Origin of the sequence: Adlercreutzia faecimuris (assembly GCF_022669055.1) — a bacterium.
GTDB lineage: Bacteria > Actinomycetota > Coriobacteriia > Coriobacteriales > Eggerthellaceae > Enterorhabdus > Enterorhabdus faecimuris.
Genome location: NZ_JAJMLW010000001.1, coordinates 1,314,905 through 1,331,989, shown reverse-complemented (window position 1 = coordinate 1,331,989; position 17,085 = coordinate 1,314,905). Strand labels below are relative to the sequence as shown.

The window sequence follows — 17,085 nt, the reverse complement described above, 5'->3', positions numbered from 1 at the left end:
CTAGCGCGCCTCCGCGGCCTTCCGGGCGCGCGCGGCCACGAGCGAGCGGAACACGTCGCCGCGCTCCTCGAAGCAGGAGAACTCGTCGAAGGAGGCGCAGGCCGGCGAGAGCAGCACCACGTCGCCTGACGCGGCGCCGGCGAGCGCCGCGTCGAGGGCGGCCTCCATGCCGGCGGCCTCGAGGACGGCGAGCCCCTCGGCCCCCTCGGGCGCGGACGGGCCGCCGAAGGCGTCCAGGAAGCGCTCGCGCGCCTCGCCGAAGCAGACGACGGCGCGGGCGCGGTCCCGGCACGCCGCCACGAGCGGCGCCAGGTCGGTGCCCTTGTCGCGGCCGCCGAGGAGCACCGTGAGGCGCCGGCCCGGGAAGGCGGTGAGCGCCACCAGGGTGGCGTCGACGTTGGTGGCCTTGGAGTCGTTGTAGCACTCGACGCCCGCCACGGCCCCGCAGGGCTCGATGCGGTGCTCGAGCGGGGCGAAGGAGGCCAGGTGGGCGGCCACGGCGTCCGCCGGCGCGCCCAGGGCGAGCGCGGCGGAGGCGGCAGCGAGCGCGTTGGCGACGTTGTGGTCGCCGCGCACCTTGAGGTCGTCCACGCGGCACAGGCGCCGCTCCTCTGCGCCGAGGGCCACGGTGAGCGTGCCGTCGGGCGCGACGAAGGCGGCGTTGTCCGACCCGCAGGCCGCGCGCATGTCGAAGCCCAGGCCGCGAGCTGTGCCGAGGGGCACGTAGGCGAAGCCGCGCTCGGCAAGGCCCTGGGCGCGCAGGGCGCGGACGCGCTCGCGCACGGCGTCGTCGACCGCGTCGAGCACGGCCACGGCGCCCGGCGTGCGGGCCAGGTTGGCGAGCACCTTCCACTTGGCGGCCGCGTAGGCCTCGTGGCTGCCGTGCCACGCCAGGTGGTCGGGGGTGATGTTGAGCACCACGGCGACGTCGGGGGCGAAGTCGCGGGTGGAGGCCAGCTGGTAGGAGGACGTCTCGGCCACGTAGACCGCCGCGCCGCCGGCGCCCACGGCGCCGATGCAGGTGTCGCCGATGTTGCCGACGGCCACGGCGTCCATCCCCGCCCCGCGCAGGACGTGCGCGATGAGGGAGGTGGTGGTGGTCTTGCCGTTGGTGCCCGTCACGGCCACCCAGCGGGCGTCGGTGGCGCTCTCGCGCCAGGCGAGCTCGACCTCGCTCACCACCTCGGCGCTCGCCGCGGCGGCGCTGCGGTAGAAGGCGGAGCGCTCGGAGATGCCGGGGCTGGCGACGCACAGGTCGTAGGAGCCCTCGATGGCCTCGTGGTCGAACGCGACGACGGCCCCGCGCGCCCGCGCCTCCTCGGCCCAGGCGAGCGCGTCGTCGTTGGGCGCGCCGGCGGCCACGGCGAGCGCGTCCACGCGGGTGCCGATGAGCGGGATCAGGTAGTCGGCCGCCGCGCGGCCCGACTTGCCGAGCCCCAGCACCAGCACGCGCCCGAGGCGCGCGGGCGCGGCCTTGCGGCCGGGCAGCATCTCACGTCGCTTCTCCCCCGTCATGGGCCCGTCCCTCCCCTAGCCGACCAGCGAGCCGGCGAAGTAGAGGCTGAAGCCGAGGGCCGCCAGGACGCCGGACACGATCCAGAAGCGCACGACCACCTTCGTCTCCGACCAGCCCTTCTTCTCGAAGTGGTGGTGAAGGGGCGCCATGAGGAAGATGCGCTTCTTCGTCTTCTTGTAGTAGAGCACCTGGATCATGACCGAGAGCGCCTCGGCCACGAACAAACCGCCGATGATGAGCGACACGAACTCGGTCTTGGTGACCACGGCCAGGCAGCCGAGGGCCATGCCCAGGGCCAGCGAGCCGGTGTCGCCCATGAAGATGTCGGCCGGGTAGGAGTTGAACCAGAGGAAGCCCACGCAGGCGCCCGCGAGCGTGGCCGCGAAGATGGCCGAGGGGAGCACGTCGGAGCGGTAGGCGATGGCGGCCATGACGAGCATGACGATCATCACCGAGCCCGCCGCCAGGCCGTCCAGGCCGTCGGTGAGGTTGACGGCGTTGCACATGCCCACGAGCAGGATGTTCACGAACAGGAGGTAGAGCCACGGGACGGCGATGCCGCCGGCGACGGGCACCACCGTGGTGAGGATGCCCAGGTCGAAGGTGTAGACGAAGGGGATGGTGACCGTGGGCTCGACGCCGAGCACGTTGACGGCGGCCAGGGCGAAGGCCGTGGCGATGGCGAACTGCCCGACGAGCTTGGCCTTGGGGGTGAGCCCGAGCGAGCGCTCGTGGGCCACCTTCGAGCCGTCGTCGACGAGCCCGAGCAGCCCCGTGAGCACCGTGGCGCCCAGAAGCAGCCAGATCTCGGGGGTGGGGGCGCCGATGAGCAGCGTGCAGGCGATGACGGCCACGAGCATGATGACGCCGCCCATGGTGGGCGTGCCCTGCTTGACCAGGTGGCTCTGGGGCCCGTCGGCGCGCACCTGCTGGCCGATGTGGCTCGACCGGAGGAAGCGGATCCACACGGGCATGAGGGCCATGGTGACCACCATGGATATCACCACGGCGAGGAACACCAAAAACGTGGGGTATGCGGCGAACATGGAGAACATCGTTAGCTGACCAATCCCTCGGCGACGCGCTCGAGGCCCATGAAGTGCGACGCCTTGACCAGCACGGCGTCGCCCGGCTCCAGGAGCACGTCCAACTCTCCCAGCACGTCGGCCACGCCGGCCGCGCGCGTGATCTTCTCAGGCGCCATGCCGGCGCCCTCGGCCCCCTCGGCGATGAGCGAGGCCAGCTCGCCCACGCAGATGAGCCCGTCGAGCGGCAGCGCCGCCGCCGCCCGCCCGACGCCGCGGTGGCACTCCGCGGCGAAGTCGCCCAGCTCGCCCATGTCGCCGAGCACCGCGTAGCGGCGGCCGGGGACGGAAAGCGAGCAGAACGTCGCCAGCGAGGCGCGCATGGAGTCGGGGTTGGCGTTGTAGGCGTCGTTGACGATGGTGAAGCCACCCCGGGCCGCGATGACCTCCTGGCGGCCGGCCTCGGGAAGCGACGACGCCAAAGCGCCGGCCACCTGGGCGGGCGCGAGCCCGAGCGCGAGCCCGACGGCCGCGGCGGCGCAGGCGTTCGACACGTTGTGCAGCCCGCGCAGGGAAAGCGCGCAGGGCTCGGCGACGGGCGCCTGCGTCAGGCCCTCGGCGCGCAGGGTGAAGCGCGGGCGGCCCTCGGCGTCGAGGGACACGTCCTCGGCCCAGACGCGCGCGGCCGGCGCGGCCGCGTCGCCGGGGCGGCCGGCGCCGTCGAAGGCGACGCAGGGGATGCCGCGCTCGGCCAGGCGGGCCCTCTCGGCCAGGACGCCGGCGTAGCCGTCGGCGCCGTTCACGAAGGCGCGGCCCGTGCCGGCCGGCAGGGCCTCCAGAAGCTCGGCCTTGGCCGCGGCGATGGCGTCGCGGCTGCCGAGCAGCTCGATGTGGCTCTCGCCCACGTTGGTGACGAGCCCCCAGTCGGGACGGACGAAGTCGCACAGCTCGGCCAGCTGGCCCGCGCCCCGCATGCCCATCTCCACGACGACGACCTCGGTCTCGGGGTCGGCCGCAAGCAGCGTGCGCGGCACGCCCAGCTCGTTGTTCTGGTTGCCGGCGGTGGCCACGACGCTGCGGCCGGCGGCGGCCACGTCGCGCACGAGGTTCTTCGTGGTGGTCTTGCCGGTGGACCCGGTCACCCCGATGACGCGGCCGTGCAGGTGGGAGCGCCACTCGCGGGCCAGGTCGGTGATGGCCGCGGCGGTGGCGGCCACCTCGATGACGGCGGCGCCCATCTCACGGGCGAGCAGCTGGGTGGGGGCGTCGGGCGCCTGCATCACGAGCGCGCCCGCCGCGCCCGCGCGCAGGGCGGCGGCCACGAAGTCGTGGCCGTCGACGCGCTCGCCGGGCAGGGCCACGTAGAGCCAGCCGTCCTGGACCTCGCGGGAGTCCCAGGTGACGCCCGTCATGAGCGAGCGGGCGTCCAGGGGCTCGACGAGGATGGTGCCGCCGGTGCAGGCGGCTACCTGCTTGGCGTTCAGGCGCACGGCGTATCGCCGCCCCTCGCGGCCGCGGCGCGCGCGAGCTCCTCGGCGGCCACGGCGCGGTCGTCGAAGGCGAGCACCTCGTCGCCCACCAGCTGGTAGTCCTCGTGCCCCTTGCCGGCCACGAGCACGGCGTCGCCGGGGCGGGCCAGCTCGATGGCGCGGGCGATGGCCGCGCGGCGGTCGGGGACCACCTCGAAGCGGGCCGCGTCGTCCATGCCGGCGACGATGTCGTCGATGATGGCGCCCGGGTCCTCGTGGCGCGGGTTGTCGCTCGTCACCACGGCGTAGTCGGCTGCGAGCGCCTTGGCGCCCATGATGGGGCGCTTGGTGGCGTCGCGGTCGCCGCCGCAGCCGAAGACCACGATGGTGCGGCCCTCGCCGACGGCGTCGATGGACGCGATGGCCTTGGCCAGGGCGTCGGGGGTGTGGGCGTAGTCGACGTAGACCGACACGCCGCCGTCGTCGGGGACGGCCACGCGCTCGAGGCGGCCCGGGGGCGCCGGCACGTCGGCCAGCGCGCGGGCGATGTCCTCGGCGGCGATGCCGAGGGCAAGCCCGATGCCGAAGGCGGTCATCACGTTCTCGACGTTGAAGCGGCCCACGAGCGGGTAGGTGAGCTCGACCTGGCGCCCCCGCACGTCGAGGGTGAGCGCCGTCGACGCGGCGCCGTACTCCACCGCCACGGGGTGGATCTGCGCCTCGGCGTCGAAGCCGGTGGTGATGACGGCGTCGCCGCGCTCGGAGCAGCGGCGCCACAGCTCGCGGCCCCACTTGTCGCCGATGCCGATGACGCGCCGCGCCGGGTAGTCCGCCGAGAACAGCAGCGCCTTGGCGGCGAAGTAGGCGTCGAAGGTGTGGTGGTAGTCCAGGTGATCCTGGGTGAGGTTGGTGAAGGCGGTGACGGCGAAGTCGGTGCCCCAGGTGCGCATGAGGTCGAGGGCGTGCGAGCTGACCTCCATGGCCACGGTCTCGCAGCCGGCGTCGCGCATGCGCGCGAGCAGCGCCTGGAGGTCGGGCGACTCCGGCGTGGTGTGCTCGGCCTTCTCGCGGACGTCGCCGATGACGTTGCCCACCGTGCCGATGACGCCGGTCTTGCGACCGGCCACGCGCGCGATGTGCTCGACGAGGTAGGTGGTGGTGGTCTTGCCGTTGGTGCCGGTGACGCCGGCCAGCTGGAACGCGGAGGAGGGGTGGTCGTAGAAGGCGACCGCCGCCTCGGCCATGGCCTTGCGGCTGTCGGGGACGATGACCTCGGTCACGTCGGTGGCGTCGGCCAGGTACACCTTGCGCTCGGCCACGATCACGCGCGCGCCGCGGTCGATGGCGTCCTGGGCGAACGTGTGCCCGTCGGTGGTGAGGCCCACGATGCAGAAGAAGGCGTCGCCGGGGCGGACGCGGTCGCTGCGGTAGGCCAGTCCCTCCACCTCCACCGACCCGTCCCCTATGATGGTGCCCGCGGCACCGGAGAAGAGCTCTGAACAAGTCTTGCCCATAGCGTTAGATCCTTATTTCGGGGTGATGTTGTACTGCTCGATGGCGTTCGCCATTATATCGTGGAATACCTGGGTCACCTGGTACATGCCCGAAACCTCGTTGGCTCCCACAAAACAAACTAATTGGCTCGACGAGTTGTCGATATAGCCCGTGAAGCACAGGTTGTAGACGCCCTTCTTGTACACGCCGCCCTCGGCGATCTCGGCGGTGGAGGTCTTGCCCGCCACCTCGAAGCCCTCGATCCCGGCGGCCTTGCCCGTGCCGTCGGTGACCACGGTGCGCAGCATCGAGCGCATGTCCGCGAGCGCCGCGGGGTTGTCCACCACGTTCTCGGAGGCGTACTCGGGGCGCTCCCCGGTCTGGGGCTTGCTGATGAGGAAGTGCGGGGTCACCTCCACGCCGTCGTTGATGATGGCGCCGTAGAAGCGAACCATCTGCAGCGGCGTGACCGACAGGCCCTGGCCGAAGCTGGCGTTGTAGCCGATGACGCGGCCCCAGTTCTCGAAGGGGCGCAGGGTGCCCGACGCCTCGCCGGGGTAGTCCACGCCCGTGCGCTCGTTGAGGTTGTACTGGACGATGTCGTCGTAGAAGGGGCGGAAGCCCGCGTTCTGCACCGCCAGCGACACGCCGATGTTGGACGAGTGGTCGAGGATCTGGCGCAGGGTGTAGGTCTCGTCGCCGCGCTCGTGGGAGTCCGAGATGGTGTAGCCGTCGGCCGAGAGGGTGGCCGGGCAGAACAGCGTGCTCTCCGGCGTCATCGAGCCGCCCTCCAGGATGGACAGTATCGACACCGTCTTGAAGATGGAGCCGGGCTCGAAGGCCTGGGTGATGGGCTTGAGCTGGTCGGACCCCACCTTGGAGTTGGCCATGTCCGAGGGGTCCATGTAGGGCAGCGAGCAGATGGCGTAGAGCTCGCCGGTGCCGGCGTCCATGAGCACGACGCTCCCCTCGTCGGTGCCCAGCTTCTCCACGCCCGCCGCGAGCGCCTGCTCGACGGTGTTCTGCATCTTGATGTCGAGCGACACCATGATGTCGGTGCCGTCGACGGCCGGGGTCTCCTCGTGGACGCCGCCGGGGATGGGGGTCGAGCCCTTCGACGCGTTGCCGCGCTCGGCCGAGTAGGTGCCCGGCGTCCCCTTGAGGATGTCGTTGTACTGGAGCTCGAGCCCCGTGATGCCCTCGCCGTCGACGTTGCAGTAGCCCACCACCTGGCCGCCGATGGACCCGTTGGGGTACTCGCGGCGCGTGTCGGCGATGAAGTAGATGCCGGGCAGCTTGAGCGCCTTGACCGCGTCGCCCTCCTCGACGGTGGCCTGGCGCTTGACGTAGGCGAAGGTGGTGTCGCCCTCGAGGATGCGCTCGTAGTCGGCCTCCTTGCCGCCGAGGGTCTCGGCCAGGCGGAAGGCGGTGAAGGGGACGTCCTCGACCTCGGAGGGGTTGGCGTAGATGGTGGTGGCCTCGACGCTGGTGGCCAGCACGATGCCGTTGCGGTCGTAGATGGTGCCGCGCCGGGGCGTGGTGGTGAAGCTCACGGTGCGCGACTCGCTGGCCATGGCCGAGTAGCGGTCGGCCACGATGACCTGGAGGTACACGAGCCGCAGGAGGAAGACGGCCGCCAGGGCCAAAAAGACGAGCACCACGACGGTCATGCGGCTGCCGGTGAGGGCCTCGAGCGCCGGGGCGCCGGGGCGGCCGGGGCGGGACGGGCGCGCGCCGGGGCGGCCGGCGCGGGGCGGGCGGCGGTCGGCCATGGCGGGGCCCCTAGCCCTGCGCCACGGCGGCGGCGCTGCCCGACAGCGAGAGGTTGCCGGCCTCGTCGGTGACGACGACGTCCCCGGACAGGTCGATGGCGGTGGTGGAGGCGGGGGCGGCCATGCCCAGCGACGAGGCCACCACGCGGATGCGGGTGGGGTTGGCCAGCGAGCTCTGCCGCACCTCGAGCGCGCTGCCCTCGGAGCGGGCGACGTCGATCTGGGAGGAGAGCTTCTGGGTCTCGAGCGCGGTGGCCACGGTGGCCGAGCTCAGGGTGACGCGGACGAAGCCGAGGATCGCCAGCACCACGACGACGCAGGCGATGGCCCGGGCGGCGATCACGATGGCGGAGGCGCCCTCGCGGGCCCGGGCGTCGGCGCCCTGGCCGCGGACGACGGATACCGACGCGCGCCGGGGGCGCTCGGGGGCGCGCTCCACGAAGGGCGCGTAGGCGGGCGCTGCGCTCATGGGGCTGACCTCCCTCCGCGGCGGCGCCGCGGGGGCGCCTGGCCTCTCACACGATCGTTTCCCGATCGTTGAACGTTCCCTAGAGACGGCTCAGGCTTTAGGCGGGGTGCCCGGCGGGCCACCCTGCCTAAAGCCTGAGATCCGCTAGCGCTTGCGCGCGACGCGCAGCTTGGCGCTGCGGGCCCGCGGGTTGCGCGCGACCTCCTCGGGGCTGGGAAGCACGGGCTTGCGCGTGATGATGTCGAGTACCGGCTCTCTCCCGCACATGCACACCGGCAGGTCCGGCGGGCAGGTGCAGCGGTTCGCGAGGCTCGCGAACGTGTCCTTCACGATGCGGTCCTCCAGCGAGTGGTAGCTGATGACCGCCAGGCGTCCTCCGGGGTTGAGCCAGCGGACCGCGGCGTCGAGTCCTCGACGCAGGACGGTCAGCTCCGAGTTGACTTCTATCCGGAGGGCCTGGAACGTACGCTTCGCGGGATGTCCCCCGGCGCGGCGCGCCGAGGCGGGGATGGCGGCCTTGATGACGTCCACCAGGGCCTCGCTGGACTCGATGGGCGCCTGCTCGCGGGCCCTCACGATGAAGTCCGCGATGCGGCTGGCCCACTTCTCGTCCGAGAAGCCGCGAATGATCCGGGTGAGATCTGCTGCGTTGTAGGTGTTGACGATCTCTGCTGCGGTTAGGGTCTGTGTGCCCGGATCCATCCGCATGTCGAGGGGGCCGTTCTCCTTGAAGGAGAAGCCGCGGGACGCCGTGTCTATCTGCACCGACGAGACGCCGAGGTCGAACAGGATCGCGTCGACCCCCGGCACCCGCGCCGCTACGAGTAGCTCGTCCATGTCCCCGAAGTTGCCGCGCAGAAGCTCGACCGCGGGACGTTCGCCCTCCGGTATCGACGCCAGGCGCTCGGCGGCGGCCGCGAGGGCCACCTCGTCCTGGTCGATGCCGAGGAGCAGGCCTTCCGGGCCCAGCCTCTTGGCGGCTTCGAAGGAATGCCCTGCGAAGCCGAGCGTGCAGTCCAGGAACGTGTGCTGTGTTTTGAGTTCGAGTTGTTCCAGGCACTCGGCCAGCAGGACGGGTGTATGCCGGTATTCGCTTGTCACGTCGCTCACGTCTTACGCTCAGGCGAACAGGAGGCCGAGGTCGATCTCGTCGTCCATCTGCGCGTAACGCTTCGCGTCCCAGATCTCGAAGCGGCCCGTGTTGCCCACGATGACGACGTCCTTGTCGATGCCCGCCGCGGTGCGCGCGTCCTGCGAGAGCATGATACGGCCCGAGGCGTCAACCTCGACGTCGTAGGCCCTCGCCTTCAGCTTGCGCCGCAGCCCGACGTGGCGCGGATCGGACTCCTTGTAGCCGCCGAAGCGGTCGCAGAAGAGTTTCTCCACCCACTCGTCGAAGTCGGGCTTCTCGAACACGTAGACGCATTCGTCCTTGGGCTCGCGGGTTACCACGAGTTCCTTGGAGAGAACCTTGCGAAACGGGGCGGGGATGGCCACGCGGCCCTTGCCGTCCACCTTGAAGGAGTGCTGGCCGTTGAGGTCCACCGCGGGTCGCGGCGTGACGGCTCCCTCCTCTTTGGCTTCGGCTCCGGCCATGGCCCCTCTCCGCTTGGTCTCGCTGGGTTCGTGGGATGCATAATACCCCACAATGCCCCACTTCGCAACATTTTCCTGCCCCACTGACCCATCCGTGACCCACAGAAAGCCCTGATGAAAACGGGTGTTCGCTTATGTTGAGCAGGAGCGTACCCAAATCTTGGGGGCCGGTAGACGGGACGCACAAAATATGGGAACGAGGGGTTGTGGGGCGTTGTGGAGGGCCTGTGTTCGCCGTTTACCGGCCGTAAGGAACGCGCGGCGTGGCGCGAGGGGCACGGGGTGGCGGGCGGGGTGGGCGCGAGGGGCACGGGGTGGCGGGCGGGGTGGGCGCGAGGCGCCGGATGGGGCGCGCGATGGGACAGGGTGGGGCGCCTTCGTTTTTCGAGCCTCAAACGCAAATCGGGACGGTTATGCACTCTGCCCGGCTGGGAATTCGCCCCGAAAGCACCCCAAGAGACGGGTTTCGGATCGCCATGGCCCCGAAAGCGCCCACGATGGGCGAGGCGAGGGTGCATAACCGTCCCGATTTGCGGATCCGGCGAGAAAAACGTGGGGCGCGCGGCGGGCGGCCGGGGCGGGGACGCGGGGCGCGCGGCGGGCGGAAGGGGCGGGGACGCGGGGCGCGACGCCCCTACTTGCGGGCGCGGGGGTGGGCGGCGGCGTACTCGGCCTGGAGGTGGGTGCGGTCGACGTGGGTGTAGATCTGGGTGGTGGAGACGTCGGCGTGGCCGAGGATCTCCTGGATGACGCGCAGGTCGGCGCCGCCCTCGAGCAGATGGGTCGCGAAGGAGTGGCGCAACGTGTGGGGGTGCAGGTCGGTCACGCCGAGCGTGCGGCCGGCGCGGGCCACCACGGCGTGCGCGCTCTGGCGCGAGAGGCGCCCGCCCCGGGCGTTGAGGAACACGGCGCCCGGCGACCCGGCGCGGGCGAGGGCGGGGCGCCCCTCGGCGAGGTAGCGCGCGAGCGCCCGGGAGGCCGCCCCGGCGATGGGGGCGATGCGCTGCTTGGAGCCCTTGCCGGTGACGCGCAGGAAGCCCTCGTCCAGGAACACGGCGTCGCCGTCGAGGCCCGTGAGCTCGCTCACGCGCAGGCCGCAGCCGTAGAGCACCTCGCACAGGGCGCGGTCGCGCAGGCCGCGCGGGGACGGGTCGTCGAGCGCGTCGAGGAGGCGCCCCACCTGGGCGGCGGACAGCACGTCGGGCAGGCGCTCGGGCACCTTGGGCAGGGGCAGCGCGTCGGCGGGGTTGGCGGCGGCGAGCCCCTCGCGCAGGCAGAAGCGGTGCAGGCCCTTGACCACCGACACGCGGCGCTTCACGCTGGCCGGCGCGTAGCCGCGCTCGATGAGGTCGGCCTCGTAGGCGGCGATGAGGGCGCGGTCGACGTCGTCGGGGCGTGTCGCGCCGCGGCCGGCCAGGAAGGCGGCGTAGTCGCGCAAGTCGCGCCCGTAGGCCTCGACGGTGCGCGGCGAGCTGCCCCGCTCGACGCGCAGGTAGCCCAGGTACTCCTTGACGGCCTCTTCCACGGCGCCTCCCTCCCGGTGGGCATTGTAGCGCTTCCCGGGCGCGGGCGGCCGGGCCGGCGGCCGCGCGGGGCGCCCTGGCGGCCGGCCGCGGGAGGGGCGGGACGAGCGCGGCGGGATGGCGCGCGAGGCGGGCCGGCGCGGCCGTCGGCGGCGGGATGGGCGCGCAGGGTCGGCGGGCGCCGGGGGTCGGCGGGCGCGGGCCCTCCCCTACCCCCGGCGCGCCGCGGCGGCGGCCACGAAGCCGCGGAAGAGCGGGTGGGGCCGCGTGGGGCGGCTCTTGAACTCGGGGTGGGCCTGGGTGGCGACGAACCACGGATGGCCCGGCAGCTCCACCATCTCGACGAGGCGCCCGTCGGGCGAGGTGCCCGACACGACGAGCCCGGCCTCGGCGAGCCGGTCGCGGTAGGCGTTGTTCACCTCGAAGCGGTGGCGGTGCCGCTCGTAGACCACCGGCTCGCCGTAGGCCGCCTCGGCGCGGCTGCCCGGCACGAGGCGGCACGGGTAGGCGCCCAGGCGCATGGTGCCGCCCTTGTCCTCGACGTCGGCCTGCTCGGGCATGAGGTCGACGACGAGCGGCACCGCCGAGGCGGCCGCGGCCGCCAGGTGCCCCTCGCTCGCCTCGGTGGCCGAGGCGGCTATCTCCTCGACGAACTCGGCCGAGGTGGCGCCGCGAAGCCCCGCCACGTTGCGGGCGAACTCGCACACCGCCGCCTGGAGCCCCAGGCAGATGCCCAGGTAGGGCACCTCGTGGGCGCGCGCCCAGCCCGCGGCCAGGATCTTTCCCTCGAAGGCGCGCCGCCCGAACCCGCCCGGCACGAGGACGCCGTCCATGCCGCCCAGCACCTCGGCCACGTTCCCCTCGTCGATCTCCTCGCCGTCCACCAGGTGCACGTTGACGTGGCGCCCGCAGGCCACCCCGGCGTGCCCGAGCGCTTCGATGACCGACAGGTAGGCGTCGGGCAGGCTCACATACTTGCCCACCACGGCGATGTCGACCTCGCCCTCGCAGGCGGCCGACGCGGCCAGAAAGCCGCGCAGGGGCGCCAGGTCGGCCTCGCGCGCGGGCAGCCCCAGGCGCGCGAGCACCTTCTCGTCGAGGCCCTGGTCGTGCAGGGACAGCGGCACCTCGTAGATGGAGGGGGCGTCCACGCAGGCCAGCACGTTGTCGGCTGGCACGTCGCAGAACATGGCGATTTTGGCGCGCACCGCGTCGGACACCTCGTGGTCGGAGCGGCAGACGATGAAGTCGGGCTGCACCCCGAGCGAGCGCAGCTCCTTCACGGAGTGCTGGGTGGGCTTGGTCTTCACCTCGTGGGCCGCGGCGATGTAGGGCACGAGCGACACGTGGGCGAACAGCACGTCGCCGGGCGGCAGCTCGGTCTTGAACTGGCGCGCGGCCTCGATGAACGGCAGGCTCTCGATGTCGCCGATGGTGCCGCCGATCTCGGATATGACGATGTCGGCGCCGGACTGCCCGGCGATGCGGCGCAGGCGCTCCTTGATGGCCTCGGTGACGTGCGGGATGACCTGGACGGTGCCGCCGAGGAAGTCGCCGCGGCGCTCGCGGGCGATAAGGGCCTGGTAGATCGAGCCCTGGGTGAAGTTGGACTCGCGCGAGAGGTTCTCGTCGATGAAGCGCTCGTAGTGGCCCAGGTCCAGGTCGCCCTCGTGGCCGTCCTCGGTGACGAAGACCTCGCCGTGCTGGAAGGGGCTCATGGTGCCCGGGTCGACGTTGAGGTACGGATCCATCTTCTGCATGGTCACCTTGTACCCGCGGGCCTTGAGCAGGTGCCCCAGGGACGCGGCGGTGATGCCCTTGCCCAGCGACGAGACGACGCCGCCGGTCACGAAGATGTGCTTGGCCATGGAGAGCCTCCCAACCCGCCGCAGGCGCGGCGCTCGCGCGGACGGGCGCGGGCCGGGCGGCGGCCCGGAGGGGAGAACCGCGCGCCCGCGGCCCGCGCCGCAGACGCCAACCTATTCTAGGCGCCGGCGCGCCCCGCGCGCGGGGCCGGCGGCGATTTAACAAAGGAGTAACCGTGGGGCCGCCCGCCCGGGGGCCGCGCGGCCGCCCGTCCGCTATAATCGAGCGGGCGCCCTCGCGCGGGCGCCCCCATCGCACGACGTCTTCAGAGGGAAGGATCCCCGCCCATGCGCACCGGCTTCGACAACGACAAGTACATCTCCCTGCAGGCTGAGCACATCCGCGAGCGTATCGAGCTGTTCGGCGGCAAGCTCTACCTGGAGTTCGGCGGCAAGCTCTTCGACGACTACCACGCCTCGCGCGTGCTGCCCGGCTTCGCGCCCGACACGAAGATCCGCATGCTCCAGAGCCTCGTCGACGACGTGGAGATCGTCATCGTCATCAACGCCAACGACATCGAGCGCTCCAAGGTGCGCGGCGATCTGGGCATCACCTACGCCGAGGACGTGCTGCGCCTCATGGACACCTTCCGCGGCATGGGCTTCATGGTCGGCTCGGTGGTCATCACCCGCTACACCGGCCAGCCCGACGCCGACGCCTTCCGCAAGCGCCTCACGTCCATGGGCATCACGAGCTACCTGCACTACCCCATCGCCGGCTACCCCTCCGACATCGACCACATCGTCAGCGATGAGGGCTACGGCAAGAACGACTACATCGAGACGTCACGGCCGCTCGTGGTGGTGACGGCGCCGGGCCCCGGCTCGGGCAAGATGGCCACCTGCCTCTCGCAGCTCTACCACGAGAACAAGCGCGGCGTGACGGCCGGCTACGCCAAGTACGAGACCTTCCCCATCTGGAACCTGCCGCTCACCCACCCGGTGAACATCGCCTACGAGGCGGCCACGGCCGATTTGGACGACGACAACATCATCGACCCGTTCCACCTGGAGGCCTACGGCGAGACCACCGTCAACTACAACCGCGACGTGGAGATCTACCCTGTGCTCAAGGCCATGATGGAGCGCATCTCGGGCGAGAGCCCCTACCGCTCCCCCACCGACATGGGCGTCAACATGGCCGGCATGGCCATCTCCGACGACGAGGCCTGCCGCGACGCCGCCAAGATGGAGATCGTGCGCCGCTACTTCCAGACCGCCGTGGAGGTGCGCCGCTCGGGCCAGGGCGAGCGCGACCTCGAGAAGATCGAGATCCTCATGAACCAGGCGGGCGTCACGCCGAACTACTCGCCGGCGCGCTCGGCCGCGCTGCTGAAGGAGGAGATGACCGGCGCGCCGGCCGGGGCCATGGTGCTGCCGGACGGCTCGGTGGTGACGGGCAAGACGGGCAACCTGCTCGGCGCCGCGTCGGCCCTGCTCATGAACGCGCTCAAGGGGGTGTCCGGTGTGGACGACGAGCTCTACGTCATCTCCGACGACGTGCTCGAGCCCATCTGCCACCTGAAGACCGAGCACCTGAAGAGCCAGAACCCGCGCCTGCACTCCGACGAGACGCTGCTGGCGCTGTCCATCAGCTCGGTGAACGACCCCATGGCCGAGCGCCTGGTGGACAACATCGACAAGCTGCGCGGCTGCGACGCGTTCTTCTCGGTCATCATCTCGGCGACCGACGAGAAGCTCTACCGCACGCTGGGCATCAACATCTGCTGCGAGCCCAAGTACGAGTCGCATCGCTACTACCACAAGTAGGCGTCCCGGCCGGGACGCGAGGGGCGCCCGCGGCGGGCGCAGAGGGGGCCGCGCCTGGCTGGGCGCGGCCCCTTCTTTTCGCGGGCGGGGGCGCAGGCCTCGCGAAAACGGGGGCCTGCCGCAAATCCGCGCGGTTATGCACCCGCGACGGGCCTCCCCGGCGTCAAGCAGCCCCTCCTGGGGAGCCGCCCGCCAGAAGCGACCAGGGGTTTTGCCCCGAAGGCGCTGGATCGAGGCGGCTCACGGAGATCAGCCGGGTGCAGAACCGCGCGAATTTGCGGCAACGGCCGGGATTCCGGAGGTCGATGAGGCCGCAGGGCCAGCCGAGAGCCCTCCGAGGCAGGACGATGCCGAGGCTGCGGAGGAGCTGGGCGGTAGCAGTGGGCGCCAGCTCGAAGGCGCCGGGCAGCGGCCAGGGCTCCCGGAAGGCGTGGGCCCAGGCGGCGGCGAGCTGGGCGGCGAGGGCGGCGCGCCTCGGCGATGCGCCGCCCCAGGTTGATCTCATCCGCGTGCGCTCCCTTCCCCGGTGCCGTCGTCTCACGACCAGCGTACCGGTCGAGCGGCGGGAGACGCAAGCGACCAGCCGTCGACTACCGCCGCCCCCAGTCAACCGGAGGAAGCGCTGAAGGCGAGTGAGCTCCGTCAGCCCGCGTCGCGCCCCGGGAGCACCTGGCGTCGCAGCTCGGCCCGCCGCGCCTCCCAATCCGACCGCGAGCAGCGGAACCCGCCCCGCAGGCGCATCGCGACCAGCACGGCCACCTCATGGAACCGGCCCGCATGGCGCACCTGATCCCAGGTGAGCGTGAGCACCTCGACCCCCTCGCGCGCGAGCTGTGCGCGGCGCGCGGCATCCCGCGCGATGCGCTCGGCCCCCACGTGGAAGCGATTGGAGTCGTACTCGATAGCCAGGCGGCGGGCGGGCCAGTAGAGGTCGCAGAGGCGGCTGGCCGGCCAGCGCCCGGCCGACCGCGTCAACCGCACCTCCGCGTTGAGCGCGGGAAGCTCCAGGCCGTAGCCGCCGCGCGAGGTCGGGGCGCACAGCAGCAGCACGACGGCGGCCTCCATCGGGGACAGCGCCCCGTCCGCGACGAAGCGCACGGCGAAGCGCGCCGCCTTGACCCCCTTGACGCCGGCAAGCCGCCGGGTGGTGCGCCTGAGCGCCGCCGCCGAGGAAAGCGCCTCGCGGCACCGGAAGCCCTCCAAGCTGTCGGGGTCGAGGGCGTACCCGCCGCAGAGCTCCATCCCCAGCAGCACGAGGCGGCCGAAGGGAAGGCTCGGCGCCATCTGGAGGAAGCACAGCTCCGGCGAGCTCACGTACAGGTCGCGCGCCAACCGGCGGAAGGATCCGGGCGGGTAGGCAGCAGCGCACACATGGGAGCGCACCAGCCGCGACTTGCCGCGCGCGGCGGCGTCGGCGACCAGCACGTGGTAGGGCCGCCCGTGGATGCCGAAGGCGTGCAGGCCCGCATCGGCGAGCGCCGCGCCCTGGGGCACATCACGGCGCGGCGCGGCATAGCAGAGGGGGAAGTCCCGCTCCGCGGCAGGCGATCGGAGGTGCTCGAGCGCGGTATCGTGGCTGAGGAAGATGCTCATGGACGCACCCTAGCACGATGCCGAGGATCAGGCGCCCTCGGAAATCGCGCCTCGAATCGCAAATCGGCGCGGTTTTGCACCCAGATTCAGCCGCTCCACCGCTGCCTGCGGATAGCGCTCAGGTAAAAGCCCAGGTGAGGAAAAGCGTTTTTCACCATACACCTGTTTGCGGGCGTTAGCAGGGTGCAAAACCGCCCCGATTTGCACTTCGAAGGCACACTTTCGGGGAAAGCCACACGAGAGGCGTCGGGGAGCACCTGACGGGATAAGAGGCAGGCGACCCGAAAGCCGCCCCACGCCGGCGCCGGCCGTCGCCGGCGCGCCCTAGCGGCGGCCGGGCCAGGCGGCGAGGTGGTCGGGCATGGCGGCCAGGCCGCGCTCGGAAAGCTCGGCCACATCCAGGACGTAGGCGCCGGCGGCGGCCAGGTCGGCCAGGTTGGCGGCCTGGGCCTCGGGCGTGCGCGAGGACGTGGCGTCGGCCACCACGGCCACGTTGTAGTCGAGCGACAGGGCGTCGTAGGCGGTGGAGCGCACGCAGTTGGGCATGGCGGTGCCCGTGAGCACCACGGTGTCGACGCCGGCGCGGCGCAGGGCGGCGTCGAGCGGCGTGCCGAAGAAGGCCGAGTAGCGGGGCTTGACCAGCACGCGCTCGCCGTCAGCCGGTGTGAGCACGTCGGGGCAGTCGAGGGTCGACGGGTCGTCGCCCGCGGCGCAGAGCGGCCGGCCCCCGGCGAGCCACGTCCCGTGGCGCGCCGGCTCCACGTCCGAGCCGTCGGCGGCGTAGGAGCGTCGCACGTGCACGACGGCCATCCCCTGCCGCCGCGCCGCGGCGAGCGCGTCGGCGCAGGCGCCGACGGTGGCGGCGGCCCCGGGCACGCAGAGCGCCGAGCCCGGGTCGATGAAGCCGCGCTGCATGTCGATCATGACGAGCGTGGCGCGCGCGGGGTCGATCACGAGACATCCTCTCCTCACGGGGGCGCCGTGCGGGCGCCC

At 72.0% G+C, this 17,085-nt stretch carries 13 protein-coding genes; 1 reads left to right on the top strand and 12 read right to left on the bottom strand.

Annotation, left to right across the window (positions count from 1 at the left end; genetic code table 11):
* The 10 genes from murD to pyrG all read right to left on the bottom strand — a co-directional run bounded on the left by murD (window position 1) and on the right by pyrG (window position 12,732).
* Window positions 1–1,515, bottom strand: coding sequence for a UDP-N-acetylmuramoyl-L-alanine--D-glutamate ligase (gene murD / locus LPT13_RS05120; RefSeq protein WP_242164185.1), 1,515 nt, complete (start codon window positions 1,513–1,515; stop codon window positions 1–3).
* Window positions 1,516–1,530: 15 nt separating this feature from the next.
* Window positions 1,531–2,571: a phospho-N-acetylmuramoyl-pentapeptide-transferase gene (mraY, locus tag LPT13_RS05115; RefSeq protein WP_242164183.1), complete on the bottom strand. Its 1,041-nt coding sequence runs from the start codon at window positions 2,569–2,571 to the stop codon at window positions 1,531–1,533.
* Window positions 2,572–2,573: 2 nt separating this feature from the next.
* Complete coding sequence (locus tag LPT13_RS05110; RefSeq protein ID WP_242164180.1) at window positions 2,574–4,031, bottom strand: UDP-N-acetylmuramoyl-tripeptide--D-alanyl-D-alanine ligase; 1,458 nt, start codon at window positions 4,029–4,031, stop codon at window positions 2,574–2,576.
* Complete coding sequence (locus LPT13_RS05105) at window positions 4,022–5,524, bottom strand: UDP-N-acetylmuramoyl-L-alanyl-D-glutamate--2,6-diaminopimelate ligase (RefSeq protein WP_242164178.1); 1,503 nt, start codon at window positions 5,522–5,524, stop codon at window positions 4,022–4,024. Before LPT13_RS05105 ends, LPT13_RS05110 begins: the two co-directional genes overlap by 10 nt.
* A 12-nt stretch (window positions 5,525–5,536) precedes the next feature.
* Window positions 5,537–7,276 (bottom strand): peptidoglycan D,D-transpeptidase FtsI family protein, encoded by a 1,740-nt coding sequence (locus tag LPT13_RS05100; RefSeq protein ID WP_242164176.1) that lies wholly within the window; start codon window positions 7,274–7,276, stop codon window positions 5,537–5,539.
* Between the two features lie 10 nt (window positions 7,277–7,286).
* The gene (locus LPT13_RS05095) at window positions 7,287–7,745 is read right to left on the bottom strand and encodes an FtsB/FtsL family cell division protein (RefSeq protein ID WP_242164173.1); all 459 of its coding nucleotides are present in this window, start codon (window positions 7,743–7,745) and stop codon (window positions 7,287–7,289) included.
* 144 nt (window positions 7,746–7,889) lie between these two features.
* Window positions 7,890–8,846 carry a 16S rRNA (cytosine(1402)-N(4))-methyltransferase RsmH gene (gene rsmH, locus LPT13_RS05090; RefSeq protein ID WP_242164171.1) on the bottom strand — a complete coding sequence of 319 codons (957 nt, stop codon included), beginning with the start codon at window positions 8,844–8,846 and terminating at the stop codon, window positions 7,890–7,892.
* Window positions 8,847–8,864: 18 nt separating this feature from the next.
* A complete protein-coding gene (locus LPT13_RS05085; protein WP_242164169.1) occupies window positions 8,865–9,341 on the bottom strand; it encodes a division/cell wall cluster transcriptional repressor MraZ in 477 nt (158 codons plus the stop codon).
* Window positions 9,342–9,975: 634 nt separating this feature from the next.
* Window positions 9,976–10,866 carry a site-specific tyrosine recombinase gene (locus tag LPT13_RS05080; RefSeq protein WP_242164167.1) on the bottom strand — a complete coding sequence of 297 codons (891 nt, stop codon included), beginning with the start codon at window positions 10,864–10,866 and terminating at the stop codon, window positions 9,976–9,978.
* Between the two features lie 207 nt (window positions 10,867–11,073).
* Entirely contained in the window at window positions 11,074–12,732 is a 1,659-nt protein-coding gene (pyrG, locus tag LPT13_RS05075; protein WP_242164165.1) for a CTP synthase, read from the bottom strand.
* A 285-nt stretch (window positions 12,733–13,017) separates the two neighbouring features.
* Here pyrG and LPT13_RS05070 point away from each other — a divergent pair, with 285 nt between their 5' ends.
* Complete coding sequence (locus tag LPT13_RS05070; protein ID WP_242164162.1) at window positions 13,018–14,499, top strand: DUF1846 domain-containing protein; 1,482 nt, start codon at window positions 13,018–13,020, stop codon at window positions 14,497–14,499.
* A 642-nt stretch (window positions 14,500–15,141) separates the two neighbouring features.
* Here LPT13_RS05070 and LPT13_RS05065 read toward each other — a convergent pair.
* On the bottom strand, window positions 15,142–16,092 hold the full coding sequence (locus LPT13_RS05065) for a hypothetical protein (protein WP_242164160.1): 951 nt from the start codon (window positions 16,090–16,092) through the stop codon (window positions 15,142–15,144).
* Window positions 16,093–16,416: 324 nt separating this feature from the next.
* On the bottom strand, window positions 16,417–17,046 hold the full coding sequence (locus tag LPT13_RS05060) for a cysteine hydrolase family protein (RefSeq protein ID WP_242164158.1): 630 nt from the start codon (window positions 17,044–17,046) through the stop codon (window positions 16,417–16,419).
* Between the last annotated feature and the right edge of the window lie 39 nt (window positions 17,047–17,085).